Below are 19,200 nucleotides of genomic sequence, written 5' to 3' on the forward strand. Positions count from 1 at the left end.
ACAGTAAAGGTTAAAATTTTGCAATTACAAAAATCATCACAAACACTTAATTATCAACATTTTGAAATACGCAAATTCATTAACATGCTTTTAGATAATCATAAGATTTAAAAAATATTTTCACTGCCTTAAAGAAGCAACCTAATCTGTGTTACATGCATTTACTTTAGATGTTATTAAATGTTATATAATATATAAATATTTAAATGTACTTATTTACATTTATTCACAAAATGATTAACGAATAGGTCACACGATAAATATCCACCTCAAATCATGAAAAAAAAACTTCGAGGTCAACTCCAAGTTATGTTCAGACCAAATGAATAAGGTGTTTATAGATGATCTTAAATACCTATAAAGAAAGATTCCATTGATAATTCCTCGATTCTTTCATGTAATCCACTATTTTTCTGCCTGTTTCGCAATAAATACCTACCTTTACGCCGCTTTTGATAAAAAAGAAATTGTGCACTAATTCAAAATCAAAATAAAATGTTAAGAACACATTCATGCGGAGAGCTTCGAAGCAGCCATATCAACGAAGTGGTAACGCTTAGCGGCTGGGTGCAAACCATTCGTGATAAAGGTGGTTTGATATGGATTGATATTCGTGACCGTTACGGTTTAACTCAGCTTGTAGTTGAAGATGAAGGAGAGAAAACTGCTCAGATCATCGAGACTGCACGTAAGTTGGGTAGAGAGTTTGTTATTCAAGCAAAAGGTACGGTTATCGCTAGAAATGCGGCCAATCCAAATATCCCTACAGGTGAAATTGAAATCCGTTTAGAAGAACTTTCGATCCTAAATGAGTCTTTAACTCCTCCTTTCAAAATTGAGGATGAAACTGACGGCGGTGAAGATCTTCGTATGAGATACCGTTACTTGGATATCCGTAGAAATGATGTTCGTGAAAAATTAGTTTTGCGTCATAAAGTAGCGCAAGCTGTTCGTTCTTACTTAAGCGAGCAAGAATTTATTGAGGTAGAAACACCTGTTCTTATCAAATCTACGCCAGAAGGCGCTAGAGACTTCTTGGTACCTTCTCGTATGAACGAAGGCCAATTCTATGCTCTTCCACAATCACCTCAGACGTTTAAACAACTTTTGATGGTTGGTGGTATGGATCGCTACTTCCAAATCGTTAAATGTTTCCGTGACGAAGACCTTCGTGCTGACCGTCAGCCTGAATTTACTCAGATTGACTGCGAAATGGCTTTCGTTGAACGTGACGATATTTTGAACATCTTCGAAGAAATGATGAAGTATTTGTTCAAGAACCTAAGAAACTATGAATTGCCAGCCTTTCCTCACATGGAATATGCTGACGCAATGCGCTTCTATGGTTCTGACAAACCTGATACTCGTTTTGAGATGAAGTTTGTAGAATTGAACGAGGTTGCTCAAAACAAAGGCTTCAAAGTATTTGATGATGCTGAAGCTGTATTGGGTATTTGTGCTGAAGGTTGTGCAAGCTATACACGTAAACAATTGGATGAGCTTACAAACTGGGTGAAAAGACCACAGATAGGAGCAAAAGGACTTGTTTATGTAAAATGTAACGAAGACGGCACATTCAAGTCTTCAGTAGATAAATTCTTTGACCAGGAAGCTTTAGCTGCATGGGCTGAAAAAGCTGGTGCAAAAGCAGGTGATTTATTACTTGTACTTTCTGGTGAATTAGACACTGTTCGTAAACAATTAGGAGAGCTTCGTCTGGAAATGGGTGAACGTCTTGGTCTTAGAGATCGTAATGTATTCTCTCCTCTTTGGGTTGTAAACTTCCCTCTATTAGAGAAAGATGAGGAAACAGGTCACTACCACGCAATGCACCATCCATTTACTTCAGCACTAAAAGAAGATGCTGAATTGGTGAAAACAGAGCCTTGGAAAGCACGTGCTAATGCTTACGACATGGTTATCAATGGCGTAGAAGTTGGTGGTGGTTCTATTCGTATTCACGATAAAGGCGACCAATCACAAATGTTTGACGCTCTTGGCTTTACAAAAGAAGAGGCTCAAGCACAGTTTGGCTTCCTATTAGATGCATTCCAATATGGTGCACCTCCTCATGGCGGTATTGCATTTGGTTTCGACCGTCTTTGTGCGCTATTCGGTGGTGTTGATTCTATCCGTGACTTCATTGCATTCCCGAAAAACACTTCAGGACGCGATGTAATGATCGATGCACCATCTCCTGTAAACAACGATCAATTAAAAGACTTGGGTATTAAACTGAAGTAAGTTTATCCTCCAAAGTAAATACAAACGCTTTCTCTTTATTCATTAAAGCCAAACAACGTGTTAGATGACACGATTTACTGGTTTTGGGAATCAAAGAGGAAGCGTTTTTTTTCATTTTTATCATTTTTCTTACATCTACTCACTTTGTTGAATTTCATATCTATTTACGATTTGCTGTATATTCAGTCGCTTCTGACTGATTACCCATGAACACACAAAATCTACATATTAAGCAATTCAAAAAAACACTCACCTTTTTAGGGGTTAATATCTTTGTACTAATATGTATACAAGGAGTTTGGCGAGTCCATGAACAAAACCATGAGGTCTACACACACATAAATACCGTAGCAGAAAAACAAAGAGTGAGTTGTCAGATGATTTCTCAAGAATTGCTCTTTCTCCATCAATATCCTGATCCAATAAAATTGGACACACTTAAAGCTGATATCATTTCAGCCTCTAATGAGATTGAAGTCTTACAAGCCGAGCTTGAAGAAATTGAAAGGGACTTTATCCTTTTTAAGCATACTGATGTAGAAGTAATTCATAGAGCTTTTCTGAATGTGGACAAGCATAGCTATCAGATTGCCCATATCGCAAAACAGGTGCTTTACTTTATCGAAAGTGACCTAGACCAAAGCAGACAACAAGTTATTAATCGTTATTTCCATCAGCTTGAAAAACATGAATTCGCATATCTAAAAGCGATGGGTGCTGTTTTCAAACTTTTAGATAAGGCAAATACCCGATTTCATAACTATACAGCACTTTACGAGGCTATTTCCTTTTGTATTTCACTTGGTGTATTTATTCTGATTGTGATTGCTTTTCTTCAGTTAAGAAAACAAAAGCTGATCAATGAGATGCTTCCCTCACAATTTATTGATCAGAATAGCTCCGATGTTGTTTTTATATGTGATAAGCATACTAAAATTGTTTGGGCAAATAATAGATTTAAGGCATTTACAGAAAAAAGTGCTTACGAAATCAAGCACTATAAACTATGGCACTTACTGCCCAATGATCTAGCCTTCAACCAAGCTGTAGAAGACTTAAAAGTTGCTTGGGCAAATAAAAAAAGGCATACATCTATTATAACTTTAGAAGACGGGGTCACTCTTCAAATACAGATGCGTCCTGTACTCGATGCCAATATGGAAATTGAAAAGTGTATTTTCCGTATTTCGGACAGCCCTGTTACTGCTTTCAATGAATCTGATAATAAGCACTTCCAATCTATTTTGGAGGCTATTCCTGACCTTGTTTTTGTAAACGATGCAAAAGGCACCTTCAAAGAGTACTATTACAACGACTCTGATCAATTATTTGTAAAAGAGAATTTTATAGGAAAAAACACTAGTGATATCCTACCGCCGAGTATCTCTAAAAAAGTACTTGCCGGCTTTCAAAAAGCAAAAAAGACAAAGAAAGTTATAGATGTAGAATACGAATTAACGACCACAGACAACCAAAATCGTTACTTTCATGCACGTATTGTTTGTTTCTCTACAGACCTATTCTTAACTGTCGTTAGAGATATTTCTAACACTCAAAAGTCTAAAATTGAACTTCAGAAACTAAATGGTAGACTTGAAGAAATAGTACACCACAAGAGTAAAAAGTATTCTGAAAGTGAAGAAAAGTTCAAACTACTGTTTGAAAGTGCTAGTGATGGTATTCTATTGCTAGACAAGGATTTTAATATCGCTGAAATAAACCAAAAAGCACTTTCTCTTTTCAAATTCGACAGCAAAATAGATTTAATAGGGAAAAATTTACTTCTTTTTAGCCCCGAAGTTCAAGCAGAAAACAATACTTCTCAATCTCTCCTAAATCAATATTTTAAAGAAGTAACAAAGCAAAAGTCAGTTTCATTTAATTGGAAATTCGGAAGCAACTCTTCCAAAGGTTTCACTGCAGAAGTAGCCATGAACCTCTTAGATATGCAAGGTCAGCATATGATCTTGGCTAATATCAGAGACATCACTAAAAGGTTTGAAAATGAATTAATGCTCAAAACCAGTGAAGAAAAGTTTAGACTACTTACAGAAAATACAGGAGACCTAGTAGTTCTTTTTGATCAAGAAGGAAATTGTACGTATGTCTCGCCTTCTTGTGCTGAAATGTTAGGATATTCGACCTCTGAACTTATGGGGAAAGATATGCTTCATCTTATGCATCCTGATGATTTTGAGCATGCACAAACCACACATCAACGTCTTCTGAAAGAGCAAAAAGTCACCGATTTCAAATTTAGAAATATACATAAAAACGGTAGTGTAATTTGGTTCAACTCTACTTTAAACCTTGTTCAAAACCGCAACAAAACTTTCGTAATTGTGGTCAGTAGAAACATCACTGAACAAGTAAAAACAGAAGAAAAGCTAAAACTGAGTCAGCAACGTCTAAGAGAAAGTGAAGAACGATATCGCTTACTAGCCGATAATACTTCAGACGTTGTTATCATGTCTTACGAACCAGACGTAATTTCATTTGTCACTCCGTCTATAAAGGGTTTACTGAACTATAGCCCAGAGAAAATTTATCACCTGAAGTCCCCTAGACATATCGTATACGCTGAAGATTTACCTTTAGCCTATGATCTTGCCAAAAAGACTTTCAGAACGATGCAACCTCATACCTTCGAATGCCGCTTGGTTAATTCAGAAAATAAAACGGTATGGGTTGAAATTATAGTTAGCCCTGTCTTCAACTTGACCAAAGTTACAGGAACACTTTATTCCATTCGGAATATTGAAGAACGCAAAAAGGCTGAAGACAATATCATGAAAGCCTTAGAAAGAGAGAAACAAGTCAGTGAGCTTCAAAAAAGATTTATTTCTATTGCATCGCATGAGTTTCGAACTCCATTAACTACGATCTCTTCTAGTGTAGGTATTCTATCTCTCTTCATAAATAAAGTTCCTGACGATTTAATACCTAAATTCAATAAACATTTAGACAGAATAGCCAATGCAGGCGACAGACTTGTTAGCCTAATGAATGACATATTGCTGATAGGTAGAATTGAGGCTGATCGGACTCCTTTTACCCCTACTAAAAATAATCCTGTTGAGTTTATAGAAAACCTTATTCATCAATCCTTCACTTCACCTACCGAAGGGGATAAGATAAAATTGAATACAGATGGAGATACTAAAAATGTGGCTTTTGATACTAATCTAATGACTCATGTATTTAATAATCTCATCAGCAATGCCATAAAATATTCACCTAAAGACACTCCTCCTGAATTGAATATCCACTTTAGTCCCGATATGCTAGAATTTAATGTAGTAGACAAAGGCATAGGGATACCGAAAGAAGATCAAGCCAACCTCTTTCAGTCATTCTTTAGGGCTTCAAACGTAGGTAATATTGAAGGTACAGGGCTCGGTTTAGTTATCGCAAGAGAATTTGTACAGATGCACAATGGCGAACTCACTTTTGAGAGTGCAGTAAATGAAGGCACTTGCTTCACAGTCAAATTGCCACTTCTTCAAGATTTACCTGCAACTCAAAACTAATGAATCATATTTATCAACCTCAAAAGGCTTTGTATAGCTACGCTCCTTACTTTGAGATTTACTTAGATAAATCTCAAAGGCTTGTGCGTACATTTTGGCATTTACAGTCTGAATGGATGAGCGATGATGAATTCAAGGAGTGCATGTATAATTTTTGGGAACTAGTCTGTGAGCATAATCCGATTTGCATCCTCTCAGACACTCGTCTTTTCAACTTCATCATTGACAGCGAACTTCAAGAATGGTACGGAGAACTATCTGGAAAATATACTCCTGTAGATTTAAAAAAAATGGCTTATCTGAAATCTTCGGGTCTAATCGAACAGTTTTCAATTGAACAAGCCGTTGACGAAGACCCCAGAACCTATATCCAGACTTCTTACTTCAACACTGAACAAGATGCCTATAATTGGCTAAAACTTACAAAGTAAGATCTTTCATTTTATTCTAAAGCTTCCTCATTCTAAGGCTTAGTATCTTCAGACAGCGAATAAAATAACACCCATGAAGAAAATACTAATCGTAGAAGACGAAGAAAGCGTAAGAGAAAACATTTCGGAGATTCTTGAAGTACACAATTACGAAACTGAAACAGCTGAAAACGGAAGAGTAGGTATTGAAAAGGTCTTTCAATTCAATCCTGATCTCATTATCTGTGACATCATGATGCCTGAAGTGGATGGCTATGAAGTGATAGAAACCCTTCGAGAAAAAAATGACTATGGCATGCCTCCTTTTATCTTTCTATCTGCTCTTTCAGATAAAAGTGATCTACGAAAAGGCATGGACTTGGGAGCTGATGACTACCTTTCAAAACCGTTCAGAATGGATGATTTACTTTCAGCGATAGAGAGTAAAATCAAGAAACATGATCGTCTGCAAAAAGATATAGAACAACAATTAACTAACAATTCCCTACTTTTACCTCCCGACACGGCTTCACACGAGTTTAATACCCCTCTTAATGGAATTATGGGGCTTACAAATATGCTCTTGCAGTTCTATCATAATTTGAGCAAAGACGAAGTCAAAGAATACCTTATCGAGATCAAAAAATCGGGGCAACTACTCGAACGTTCTTTCAGAAACTTATTTCTTCATCACACCATTTCTACATACCCGAGTCCTCAAGATGCCGTAAAATTATTCAAGGCAGATTGCGTTAGTTCTATCTCAAAAATTCTTACACAAACCACTGAAGACTTAGCTAAAAAATATAATCGAAATAATGATGTTGAATTCAACTTTACAGAAATAGAATTCCCTTCATCACTTTACTACCCAACGCTACTTTTGGAAGAAGTACTTGACAATGCACTCAAGTTTTCTAAAAACGGTGATGCTATCAAAATCTCGGGAGAAATAGAAGAAGATTATTACCATATTTCAGTAGTCAATGAAGGTTCTGATTTCCCTCAATCACAGATGAATCAAATTGCTCCTTTCACTCAGTTCGGTAGAGATAAAAACGAGCAACAAGGTTTAGGTTTAGGACTCACCTTGATCAAGAAAATTATCGAGATCATGAATGGTCAAATCTCCTTTGAAGAAATTGACAATTGCACAAAAGTTACGATAAAGCTTTCTTTGAAAAATACTTTCAATGCTTAGAATTGTTTTTAAATAGACTTAAAGATTTTATACATCAATATTTGAATTCTATACATTTTCTTCTGCAAAACTTTGCATATTTGTAGTTAGAACATGTATAGATTTTCTTTTTTGAGAAAGCCATTTTTCCATATCGTTTTTGCTTTTGCCATTTTGTTTATGGCTTCGGGGCTACAGCTTAGTCTGCATTACTGTGGGCATATGCTTGTATCTGTAGAAGCTTATGCAGAAGAATCTCATTCTTGCTGTGGAAGTGAGGATAAAAAATCTGATTGCTGCAAAAATGAAAGCAAGCTTTTCCAAATTGAAGAAGCCTTACAACAAGTTGATATTGCCTTAGACTTCCCTCCTATCTTATGGATGGAATTACCTTTTTCAGATCATTATCTTAAGGTAAAAGAACTGCAATTCAACAAAGTGTATAAATATTTCACTTCTTATATTCCGCCACCTCTTGTTCGGAGTATTCATATCATTATCCAACAATTCCGATTGTAGTCTGCCTTTTTTACTTAAAATTCACCATTCTTATCGTGCTCATAATGAGACACTAATAAGGACATGGTCTATTTCTGTTTTTCATTTATGCATCTTCCTTCACGGTGGAAATATTCTTTACTTGATTGTCACCTTCATTTCTTTCTTCATACAAAAAAGAAGAGTTAATAAGTTCAGATACCTCCACATTGAATGAATTTCATAAGTGAAAACACATTTTCTCCTGCTTCATAATTTATAGAAGAAATAATAGCAGACTCACAAACAATGCTAAATCATATTATTAAATTTTTTCTCAGCAATAGGCTCATCACTGCATTGATGACATTAGCCTTTTTGTTTTGGGGAATAGCCGTTGCCCCTTTTGATTTCGGATTAGATTTTATCCCGAAATCGCCTGTGTCCGTTGATGCCATACCCGATATCGGAGAGAACCAACAGATTGTTATGACCGAATGGATGGGGCGTTCTCCTCAAGATATCGAAGATCAAATTTCATATCCGCTCACTACGGCTCTTATGGGCATTCCGGGTGTAAAAACCATCCGTAGTAGTTCCATGTTTGGGCTTTCAAGCATCTATATCATTTTCGATGAAGAAGTGGACTTTTATTGGAGCAGATCACGAATTCTCGAAAAGCTCAATGCCCTGCCTCCAAATACACTTCCTAAAGAAGTTCAACCTACACTCGGCCCCGATGCCACAGGCTTAGGTCAAATCTTTTGGTACACCCTTGAAGGCAGAGACCAAGACGATAATCCTACAGGTGGTTGGGATTTGCAAGAGTTACGTTCGGTACAAGATTATTATGTCAAATACGGACTAATGTCTGCTGAAGGTGTTTCTGAGGTTGCTTCTATTGGAGGATATATCAAAGAATATCAGATTGACTTACGACCAGAAGCGATGAAAGCTTTCGGCGTTTCATTACCTCAAATTGTACAAGCCGTTCGGAATAGTAATTTGGATGTAGGCGCAAAAACCATCGAAATCAACCGAGCAGAATATTTTGTCAGAGGATTAGGCTATGTCAAAAAGTTGGAAGACTTAGAAAGTGCAGTGATAGCTGTAAACCAAAACACTCCCATTCGGATTAAAGATATTGCTAAAGTTTCTTTAGGCCCTGCTACACGAAGAGGAGCTCTTGACAAATCGGGTGCTGAAGTCGTCGGCGGAGTCGTAGTTGCTCGTTACAACTCTAACCCGATGGCTGTGATTGGAAATGTAAAAGCCAAGATCAAAGAATTAGAAAAAGGATTACCAGCGAAAACTCTTGCAGACGGAACGACAAGCCAACTGAAAATTATCACTTCCTATGACAGAAGTGGACTAATTCAAGAAACACTTTCGACACTCAAAGAAGCCATTTCCCTCGAAATCTTAGTCACGCTAATCGTTATCGTTGTAATGGTGTATAACCTTCGTTCTTCATTACTGATTTCAGCCTTACTTCCACTCGGTGTTCTGATGACTTTTATTGCGATGAAAGCCTTTAACATCACCGCCAATATTGTTTCCTTATCGGGAATTGCAATTGCAATCGGGACAATGGTTGATGTCGGAATTGTACTGACAGAAAATCTTCTCAAGCATCTTAAAATCAAGAAAGCTGAAGACAGTATTTTCGATACGGTTTACAACGCATCTACCGAAGTAGGTAGTGCCATCGTGACGGCCGTAGCAACTACGATCGTAAGTTTTATTCCTGTATTTAGTCTTCAAGCTGCCGAAGGAAAGCTTTTCAGTCCATTGGCTTTTACCAAAACTTTTGCATTGCTTTCTGCTGTCATTATAGCGCTTTGCATTATCCCGACTTTCTCACTTTGGGTATTTAGAAACTACAAATCAGATCAGTCAAGCCAATCAGATTCAGATAAAAAGAGTAGTTGGAAAATCTATTCGAAAATTTCAATCAATGTATTATTTGTTGGTGCAGTTGCTTGGTGGCTGAGTAAAGCATGGATGCCTCTTGGTTTTGATACACACATTTTTTGGAACTTCCTTTTTACAGCTATTCTTCTCGGGTTGGTATTAGGAGGCTTTCAATTGTTCCAAAAATTCTACCCAAAGCTCTTAACTTGGGCATTAGCACATAAATTGACTTTTCTGAGTCTACCTATAGCTACTATTTTCTTTGGTGGCGTAGCTTGGACAAAACTTGGGTCAGAATTTATGCCTGCGCTCAATGAAGGTAGTTTTCTACTCATGCCCACGTCTATGCCTCATGCGGGTTTTGCAGAAAACCTTGACGTACTCCGCATGCTTGACATTCGAGTGACAGGAATTCCAGAAGTAGAAAATGTTTTGGGGAAAATGGGACGAGCAAACTCGGCATTAGACCCTGCTCCTATTTCGATGTATGAAAATATCATCAATTACAAAACAGAATATGTGCTTGATGAAGATGGAAATCCTCAACGCTTTAAAGTCAATTCGGATGGTGAATTCATCATTTTAGACCAACATCAGAAAGAAGTTTCTCTAAAAGAAAACGAACGTCTTCTTATTGACACCAAAAGACTCATTCCCGATACTGATGGCGCATATTTCAGACAATGGAGAGAGCACATTTTATCTCCCGATGATATTTGGGCTGAAATTGTAAAAGCCACCAAACTTCCGGGAGTAACTTCAGCACCGAAACTTCAACCCATCGAAACAAGACTCGTCATGCTCCAAACAGGGATGCGAGCACCTATGGGGATAAAAGTAAAAGGGCCTGATCTTGCTACAATTGAAGCTTTTGGTTTTGAACTGGAAAAATACTTGAAAGAAGTTCCTTCAGTAAAAACAGAAGCTGTTTTTGCGGACAGAATGGTCGGGAAGCCTTACTTGGAAATCAATATCAACCGTCAGAAAATTGCTCGTTACGGACTCAGTGTTCAAGCGGTACAGATGGCCATTGAGACTTCTGTAGGTGGAATGACCATTGAAAATACAGTAGAGGGCAGGGAGCGTTATCCTATTCGTGTTCGCTACCCGAGAGAGCTCAGAGACAGCCCCGATAAAATCGGTCAAATTCTCATCTCTACACCTACAGGTATCCAAATTCCTTTAGAAGAAGTAGCTGAACTTGAATATACACAAGGGGCACAAATGATTAAGAGTGAAGACACTTTCTTAGTGGGTTATGTCTTGTTTGATCGTAAAGATGGATTTGCGGAAGGAGAAGTAGTCAGTGAGGCACAGGCTTTCATTCAAGAAAAAATTGATTCGGGTGAGCTGAAAGTTCCTTCGGGAGTCAGTTACCGATTCTCTGGAAACTACGAAAATCAAGTCAGAGCAGAACAACGACTCAGCATTGTTGTTCCGATTGTCTTGCTGGTTATTTTCTTAATTCTCTATCTCCAATTCAGATCTATACCCACTACATTCATGGTCTTTTCGGGAATTGCGGTTGCTTTTGCTGGTGGTTTCTTAATGCTTTGGGCTTACAGTTGGTCTGGATTTATGAACATCGAGCTTTTCAACATTGATTTCAGAAATCTTTTCCAAATCCATGAAATCAATCTGAGTGTAGCGGTTTGGGTTGGATTTATCGCCTTGTTCGGAATTGCCACAGACGATGGCGTTCTGATTGCCACCTATCTCACCCAGAATTTTGAGAAAGAAAAACCAACATCTGTCGATCAAATCAGACAAACGGTATTAGAAAGTGGCATGAGACGCGTTCGTCCTGCTCTGATGACTTCGGCAACGACACTCTTAGCACTGCTTCCCGTTCTTACCTCAACAGGAAAAGGCTCTGATATCATGATTCCGATGGCAATCCCTTCTTTCGGAGGAATGACCATTGCACTCATGACTTTATTCGTCGTTCCAGTGCTTTATTCAGCTTGGGAAGAATTGAAGCTAAAACGTCTAAAGAAGGACAATTAAACTGTTTGAAAAGCTAGTGAAACAAGCGAGCACAGTATCTTCAAACTTGAAAATGGAATTAAGCTAATGAAAACATATATCATTCTATATATTTCACTCTTCTGTACACACTTTCTCCAAGCTCAAAGTTTAGAAGAATTGTTGATAGAAGCTGGTGAAAATCATCCTGCACTAGAGAGCAAATACAAACAATATTTGGCTTCGCTAGAAAAACTGCCGCAGGTAAGTGCACTTCCCGATCCGATGTTGGGCATAGCACCATTTATTTTACCTGTAGAAACTCGTGTCGGTACACAAAGACTTAAATTGGGAATCAGTCAACAATTTCCTTGGTTCGGTACGCTGAAAGCAAGAAAGGAAGTAGCAGCACAACAAGCCTTAGAACAGTTAAGCGAGCTACAAATCTTGAAAAATCAGATTTATTTCGAAGTAAGAAAGAGCTATTACCGTTTGTATCAGCTTAGAAAAGATGAGGCTTTGGTCAAAGAAAATATCCAGCTTTTAGAAAGTTATGAACAACTGACTCTTCAACGTTACGAAAGCAATACCGCACCTCTCACAGATATTTTTAGAACGCAGATTCAACTCAAAGATGAATACAATCATTTGCAAAATCTTGAAGTAGAAGACAGCGTACTCTTGGTACAGCTCAATGCTCAGCTCGGAAGAAGTAAAACGGCTCCAATTCAACTTCCTATGGCTTTACCTGCTGAATACCGAATTTTAGCTTCAGAGCTTAGCATACTCGCAGATTCTATGTTTTTGCACAACCCTTCATTACAATTGATCGAGCAGAAAAGAAATAGTATCAATAGTCAAAAAAATGCTGTTCATAAAGCAGGGACGCCTAAGTTCTCCGTAGGGCTAGATTACGTTTTAGTCAGTCCGATTGAAAGCTCACAAGTCACCGACAATGGTAAAGATGTGTTGATGCCTATGGTTGGTATCAGTCTTCCCATTTTCTCTGCGAAAAAGACCAAGGCAAAAAACAGAGAATTAGCCCTACAATTAGAATCATTAAGTTATTCGGAAGAAAACATCAGCAATCAACTTTATGCCGAATTGAGCAAATACCAAGGACAAAGGGCTGATGCGAAAAGAAGTATGGAAGTCCTTAAAGAGCAAATCGAATTGAGTGAACGAACACTTAATCTCCTTTTAGAAAGCTACGCCAATGACGGAAAGGATTTTGAAGAAATTCTAAGACTTCAGCAGCAACTTCTAAACTATCAGCTCAAATACAACAAGGCTTTTACAGCAGAAGTCATGGCTTATGCAGGACTTTTATACTTGATCGGTGAAGGTTAATTCCAAGTCAAATTCAAAAATAAAATAATTGATGGCTGACTTCAAAACATTGAAATAATGAAAAAAAGTAACAATAAATATATAATCCGAATACTGAAATCTCCTTTACCTTACATGTTTGTTGGAATTCTAATCGGATGGTTTCTAAACAGAAATTTTCAAGAAGAAAAATCGGATTCTCACCAACATAAAGCCACTGAGAAATCTCAAATTTGGACTTGTTCCATGCATCCTCAAATTCGTCAGAATGAACCCGGAAGCTGTCCGCTTTGCGGTATGGATCTAATTCCTCTCGAAGATGAATTAGTACATGAAGACCAAAGTACGATTCAACTTTCAGAAAATGCCATCAAACTTGCACAAGTACAAACAACAATCCTTCAGAAAGGAAAAGCAAGCAAAACACTTCGTCTGAATGGGAAAATCAAAATGGATGAGCGTCGTAAATTTAGTCAGACCGCACACTTTTCAGGAAGAATTGAAAATCTGTATATCAATTTTACGGGTGAAAAAGTAAGAAAAGGACAACGTTTGGCTAGTATCTATTCACCACAGTTAGTGACGGCACAAAAAGAGTTATTTGAAGCACTCAAAGTAAAAGATAAACAACCTTACCTTCTCAATGCCTCAAGAGAAAAACTGAAGCGCTGGAAGCTTTCCGAACAGCAAATCAAGCAGATTGAAGAAAGCGGAAAAGTAATGACCAACTTCCCTATTTATGCCGATAGAAATGGTGTTGTCACTAAACTAGCAATTGCCAATGGCGATCATGTCATGGAAGGAAACGTATTGATGGAAATCGCTGATTTGGGTGAATTATGGGGAATGTTTGAAGCCTACGAGCAAGATTTGCCTTGGGTCAAAGAGGGAGATAAAATTGCCTTTACCGTCTCGGCATATCCATCTGATACTATAAAAGCAAAAATCAGTTATATCGATCCTGTGGTAGATGCCAAAAGCAGAATTGCTCAAGTTCGGGTAGAAATTAAGAATCAAGACAAACGCTTAAAGCCCGAAATGTTTGCTGAAGGAATTATCTATGCCGAACAGTATTTCAGAGAAAATCAATTGACCGTACCACAGTCTGCAATCATGTGGACAGGTGAGCGATCTGTGGCTTATGTGCAAACCCCGAATACAAATGTTCCTTCATTTGAGATGAGAGAAGTTCTTTTGGGCGCTTCACTTGGGAAATCGTATGTGGTAAAAGGAGGCTTAAAAGAAGGCGACGCTGTCGTGACAAACGGAACATTCACCATAGACGCAGCCGCTCAATTGAGCAATAAAAACAGCATGATGAACCGTCTCTCTACCACAAAAGAAGAAGCTAAAAATACTACAGTCCAAAACTTCAAGGTTTCGAATACATTCAAAACACAGCTTTCGACCTTAACAAATGCTTATCTCCAATTCAAAGATGCACTTGTCAAATCAGATGCTCAGTTAGCTTTCTCAAAAGTTGAAGCTATGCAAACTGCTTTCTCAAATATTGATATGAAATTACTAAAGGGCGAGGCACATATGGTATGGATGAAAGATGCTAAACGCATCCAAAAGCAGTTAGAAACGCTTAGTACCGAAAAAGATTTGGAGAAGCAACGTAAGACTTTCACTCAGCTTTCAGATATCTTGATTGCGACCAATAAAAGCTTTGGTTCGGTACGGACACTCTATCATCAGTTTTGCCCAATGGCTAATCAAGATAGTGGCGGACATTGGCTCAGTACCGAAGAAGAAATCGTAAATCCGTATTTTGGAGACATGATGCTAAACTGTGGCAATGTAGAAGAGGTTATTGAAAAATAAACTTAAAGGTCTAAACAAGTACAATCATGAAAAACTGCTGTGAAGACTGCAATTGTGAAGAGAAAAAGAAAAGTCCAAACTACCTCAAAGTTCTGTTCTATGTCTTAGCCATCGGAATCGTTCTCAGTGTAATTGGCACAGATTTGTTTACATATTTATCAAAATAATAATTCTATAAAATCATGAAGAAAACATTCAAACTTATTGTTTCAAGCTTATTCTTGGCTATTGTTTTTACAAGTTGTACACAAGCACAAACTGAAAATAAAGTAAATGCTGCGGAAGTCGATACTTATTTAGCCATCAAAGATGCATTGGTAAAATCGGACTTTGAAACGACAAAAACACTTGCGGCAAAATTGAATGGAGAAGCTTCGGAAGTCATCAAAACACAAGCTACGGCAATGGCTGAAGCGAGCGACTTGGAAACTCAACGTACTGCTTTCAAATCATTATCAGATCAGTTACTAACAGAACTAGAAGCTAGCCCTATTGCAGGAAAGCCATTATATAAACAATACTGTCCTATGGCATTCGAAAATACAGGAGCGGCTTGGGTTAGTGCTCAAAAGGAAGTTTATAATCCGTATTTTGGAGATATGATGCTTCGTTGTGGCAAAATGATTAAAGAGCTGAAATAAATACTAAAGTTCTTAAGTACTAGGACATAAGAAAATAGGTAAAACTATCCTTAGAGTTAACGAAGTGATCTAAGGATTTAGATATGAAAGTAAGAGTCTTCAGACTCGAAAAATATGTATAAAATCGAGCCTGAAGACTCTAGCTTCCATTTTTAGTTCGAAGATCGCTCCGCTAACTCTTCGAACAGAATACTATTATTTTACCAGAAATCATTTGTCCTAGTACTTATAAAATATCCCCCTCATGACTCTATTCTATATGAATCATGAGGTTTTACTTTATAGTATAACTTCTTCTTTCTCTAAATCGTAATAATGGTCTTTTGCTTGACAAGTTAAAGGAGCGAACAATCCTGTCACTGCGTTTAAGCTTTTCATCGACTTACATAAACAAGTTCCAAACTCTAGTACAAATCCACCTTTCGGAAAAGCATTTGAAATGGCTTTGCGGTCATCTTTTTGAACAGCAAATTTTCGAGTTCCTAGCACATCCATATGTGCACCTACTTGCAATAAACCTGCTACTTCACTTTTATCCCAACGAGGTAGTAACTGCATATGGAAATCAATTGCCTCCATCATTACATTTACTCTGCCTTTTTCCACCCCCATCACACTCAAATAGTCTTTTATAGCCAAAGAACTACTGACTTGAAAAGCCCGATTTGCATCTGCATATAGCTCATGAAAGCCAATATCATGGAAAAGAGCTACTAAAGCCAACTCTTCATCATCATACGAAATAGACTTACTTTTCGCATATTTATTCCCTAAGAAATAAGTACGAAGCGAGTGGTTATATACATTTTTTGTGAGTGCCTGTGAAACTATTTCATTTGCCTCATTGACCAAGTTTGTATCGGGAAGAAGTAATTTCTGCATTATTCAGTGAAAAAGTGATTTTTACAAAATAGTAAAATCATACAAAAAAGGCGTAAAGAAACATCTTCTTTACGCCAAACTCTCATCAGTTTCAAGACTGAAATATATGCAGGTTATTAGTTGTTCGTTGCTGTTACTTTCACTTCAATATTTCCTCTAGTTGCTTTAGAGTAAGGACATACTTGGTGAGCAGCTTCTGCCAAAGCTTGAGCTGTTTCCAAATCTACTTCTGGAATATTCACTTTTAAGTCTACCGCCAAGCCAAAACCCGACTCATCTTGTCCCAAATGTACGTCAGCTTCTACCGTAGTAGTGCCTGTCTTCACCTTCTGATTTCTGATCACCAAGTTCAATGCAGAATCAAAACATGCTGAATAGCCTGCTGCAAATAGTTGTTCTGGATTTGTAGCTCCTTCTTTCTCCGCACCACCCAAAGATTTAGGCATGCTCAGTGGCGTATCAATTACTCCGTCACTAGTGACTACTTTACCATCTCTTCCTCCTACTGCTTTAGCGTTTGCTGTGTACAATGTTTTAAATGCCATTTCCTTATCTATTTATATTTTTCAAGATTATATCGTGCGCGATTTATATATAATACAGAAAACAGACGGAAAAGGTTTTGAAAAAAGTAAAATAAATAATGAAAGACTTGAAAATGAATGAATTTAACGAGAGAAAAAGTCTTTAGGAAAGCCTGTTGTTGGGTCAATTTCTTCTACAAAGTCAGAATTAGTTTTCTCTATTTGAGTTTCAAAGACTTTCTTCCAATGCTCTTTTCGGTAAGCAAAAAATATAATCCCGACAAGCATTACAGCTGTTGTTGCAAATGTCATTCCTTCCCAAATTGAAACCCCAGCAACCTTTACTCTAACAAATAATTCGGCCACAAAAGCCGCATACAGGCCAATCACTGACCAATACATAAATGAGAAGTGAAGATATTTCCAATTCTTGATATATTTTTTCAAGAATATTGGCAGCATACCTACCGAAAGGGTAACCAAACTTATTATGGTTGTTACGTGAAATGGTCCAAAACCACCAAAAAGACGGTAAATCATAAATGCAGTAGCAATCACAGTTAGCATGCCCAGCACGTAAATGTAGCCTGAAACCTTATGGAGTTTAGTTCCTTTTTTTAAGATAAGAATTAACGTACCGTAGAATAATGAGAAACATGCAGCGACCAGATGAACCAGCCCGATGTGATCTGCATAGAGTGATGCCATTTTTTATTTGGGTATTATTACAATGATTATTATGAAAAAATAGTCTTCTTGGGTTTAAAGTAGGAATTATTCTCTAGAAAGGAAAATTGAACTTCAAATCAATTTAGCTTATAAAGAAAATAAAAAATGAGGTATAAATCAAAGTTCTGACCTATACCCCATCTCAAATGATCAATTACCTTTCAACTGATCTAGAATAGGATGCAACCAAGTCAAATTGATGGGATGCTTTGTATCATACTGACTGTAGTCTTTTTCAAGATCAAAGGCTGCTTTATTGTGCGGTTGTTGATTGATAAATACATCATGCAAACACCATTGAGCTTCAGCCTCACAAGGACTTTCTACTCTCAATAAAATATGCTCAAATTTTTCTGGATAATGTTCTGCAAAAGCAATCATACTCTCATGATTTGCAGAATAGGTGTTGGTAAGCGTATCCAATGCCGAAATACTGTATCCCTTTTTAAGATAATCCAACGAAGCATCTGAGAAAGCATTCTCATTTTCTCCTATTCCTCCATCTAAATTGACATAGAGTACTTTCTCTTTTAGCTGCTCATTCAAATCAGAGACTTGAAGATGTCTGAAAAAGATATGTGCAGGAAATGAACCACTCGAATGAGCTACAACCACTAACTCAGACACATTTCCAACCTCCTTAAATTCATCAAATAATGCTGAAATAGTAAGCTCTTGGCTATTGTAAAAAACTTCTTTAGGACCTTTAAAGACAAAAATATTGGAAAAAGTATCCTTTACTTCTTCATCTTTTAGCATTTCCATTGCCCACGTTTCTGCCCAATTTTGTTCAACGGAGTAACCAGGGAATAAAACCATGATTGGCTTTACTTCATCAGAGACTACTAATCTTGACAAAGTTTCATTTACACGATAAGATTGCGCATGTGTGATACTGCTCACTGCACAAAAAAGTAATAGTGATGTTAGTGTCGATAATCTCATAAAAAATGTTAGTGTGTGTTGATATTAGTCGTCTTTTAGAAGACCATAATAATGATCATCATAAAATTGTCCATTCTTAAAAATGGCTTTTCTTCCGATTCCTTCAAATGTAAAACCTGCTTTCTCCATCACCTTTACAGATGATTTATTGTAGGCTATAACCGATGAAAATAAGCGATTTATATCAAAATTTTGCCATGCATAAGCACAAATTTTTCGCAAAGCGGCCGTAGCAATGCCTTTTCCCCAATAAGCTTCGCCTAACCAATAACCTACTTTCATTGATTTTGCATAAATATCGGCTTGTGGAATTAGGGATATAATACCTACCAATACTCCCTCCCATTCTATGGCAAATGTACAAGTCTTCTCTTCTGACTCTGTTAAAGTCAAAAAGCGTTTTGCATCGTCCAATGTGTATGGAAAAGGAAAAAAATCAGGTAAGTTATCAAAAATCTTCTTGTTGTCAGCTATCTCTTGTAGCGGCTTCATATCCCGCTCATTCAGCCTACGCAATCGGATTTCAACAGGTCGGTTTGTTTTCATTTTCATTCGTTGATAATCATAAGAAATATACAATCACAACGTTTAAAATTATAGTAA

14 protein-coding genes are annotated in these 19,200 nt (G+C 37.3%); 9 read left to right on the forward strand and 5 right to left on the reverse strand.

The window, feature by feature from the left end; translation table 11 throughout:
• Positions 1–495 precede the first annotated feature (495 nt).
• From aspS to BC781_RS16850, 9 genes are all read left to right on the forward strand, one after another.
• Complete coding sequence (gene aspS / locus BC781_RS16810) at positions 496–2,244, forward strand: aspartate--tRNA ligase (RefSeq protein ID WP_109619917.1); 1,749 nt, start codon at positions 496–498, stop codon at positions 2,242–2,244.
• Positions 2,245–2,450: 206 nt separating this feature from the next.
• On the forward strand, positions 2,451–5,774 hold the full coding sequence (locus BC781_RS16815) for a sensor histidine kinase (RefSeq protein ID WP_109619920.1): 3,324 nt from the start codon (positions 2,451–2,453) through the stop codon (positions 5,772–5,774).
• Positions 5,774–6,205: a hypothetical protein gene (locus tag BC781_RS16820; protein WP_109619922.1), complete on the forward strand. Its 432-nt coding sequence runs from the start codon at positions 5,774–5,776 to the stop codon at positions 6,203–6,205. The genes BC781_RS16815 and BC781_RS16820 overlap by 1 nt, the downstream gene beginning before the upstream one ends.
• 73 nt (positions 6,206–6,278) lie before the next feature.
• Positions 6,279–7,385, forward strand: coding sequence for a hybrid sensor histidine kinase/response regulator (locus BC781_RS16825; protein WP_109619924.1), 1,107 nt, complete (start codon positions 6,279–6,281; stop codon positions 7,383–7,385).
• 93 nt (positions 7,386–7,478) lie between these two features.
• Entirely contained in the window at positions 7,479–7,883 is a 405-nt protein-coding gene (locus tag BC781_RS16830; RefSeq protein ID WP_109619926.1) for an HYC_CC_PP family protein, read from the forward strand.
• Positions 7,884–8,150: 267 nt separating this feature from the next.
• Positions 8,151–11,762 (forward strand): efflux RND transporter permease subunit, encoded by a 3,612-nt coding sequence (locus BC781_RS16835; RefSeq protein WP_109619929.1) that lies wholly within the window; start codon positions 8,151–8,153, stop codon positions 11,760–11,762.
• A gap of 66 nt (positions 11,763–11,828) precedes the next feature.
• Entirely contained in the window at positions 11,829–13,070 is a 1,242-nt protein-coding gene (locus tag BC781_RS16840) for a TolC family protein (protein ID WP_109619931.1), read from the forward strand.
• A 57-nt stretch (positions 13,071–13,127) separates the two neighbouring features.
• On the forward strand, positions 13,128–14,876 hold the full coding sequence (locus tag BC781_RS16845; RefSeq protein WP_109619933.1) for an efflux RND transporter periplasmic adaptor subunit: 1,749 nt from the start codon (positions 13,128–13,130) through the stop codon (positions 14,874–14,876).
• Between the two features lie 182 nt (positions 14,877–15,058).
• Positions 15,059–15,517 carry a DUF3347 domain-containing protein gene (locus tag BC781_RS16850; RefSeq protein ID WP_109619935.1) on the forward strand — a complete coding sequence of 153 codons (459 nt, stop codon included), beginning with the start codon at positions 15,059–15,061 and terminating at the stop codon, positions 15,515–15,517.
• 279 nt (positions 15,518–15,796) lie between these two features.
• Here the strand turns inward: BC781_RS16850 and BC781_RS16855 are convergent, their stop codons facing one another.
• The 5 genes from BC781_RS16855 to BC781_RS16875 all read right to left on the reverse strand — a co-directional run bounded on the left by BC781_RS16855 (position 15,797) and on the right by BC781_RS16875 (position 19,149).
• Complete coding sequence (locus tag BC781_RS16855) at positions 15,797–16,399, reverse strand: HD domain-containing protein (RefSeq protein ID WP_109619936.1); 603 nt, start codon at positions 16,397–16,399, stop codon at positions 15,797–15,799.
• 116 nt (positions 16,400–16,515) lie between these two features.
• Positions 16,516–16,944 (reverse strand): organic hydroperoxide resistance protein, encoded by a 429-nt coding sequence (locus tag BC781_RS16860; RefSeq protein WP_109619938.1) that lies wholly within the window; start codon positions 16,942–16,944, stop codon positions 16,516–16,518.
• 123 nt (positions 16,945–17,067) lie between these two features.
• Positions 17,068–17,631 (reverse strand): DUF2306 domain-containing protein, encoded by a 564-nt coding sequence (locus BC781_RS16865; protein WP_146201717.1) that lies wholly within the window; start codon positions 17,629–17,631, stop codon positions 17,068–17,070.
• A 171-nt stretch (positions 17,632–17,802) separates the two neighbouring features.
• Positions 17,803–18,597 (reverse strand): hypothetical protein, encoded by a 795-nt coding sequence (locus tag BC781_RS16870; protein ID WP_109619942.1) that lies wholly within the window; start codon positions 18,595–18,597, stop codon positions 17,803–17,805.
• A 24-nt stretch (positions 18,598–18,621) separates the two neighbouring features.
• On the reverse strand, positions 18,622–19,149 hold the full coding sequence (locus BC781_RS16875; protein WP_109619945.1) for a GNAT family N-acetyltransferase: 528 nt from the start codon (positions 19,147–19,149) through the stop codon (positions 18,622–18,624).
• Between the last annotated feature and the right edge of the window lie 51 nt (positions 19,150–19,200).

Source organism: Sediminitomix flava, from assembly GCF_003149185.1.
GTDB classification, from domain to species: domain Bacteria; phylum Bacteroidota; class Bacteroidia; order Cytophagales; family Flammeovirgaceae; genus Sediminitomix; species Sediminitomix flava.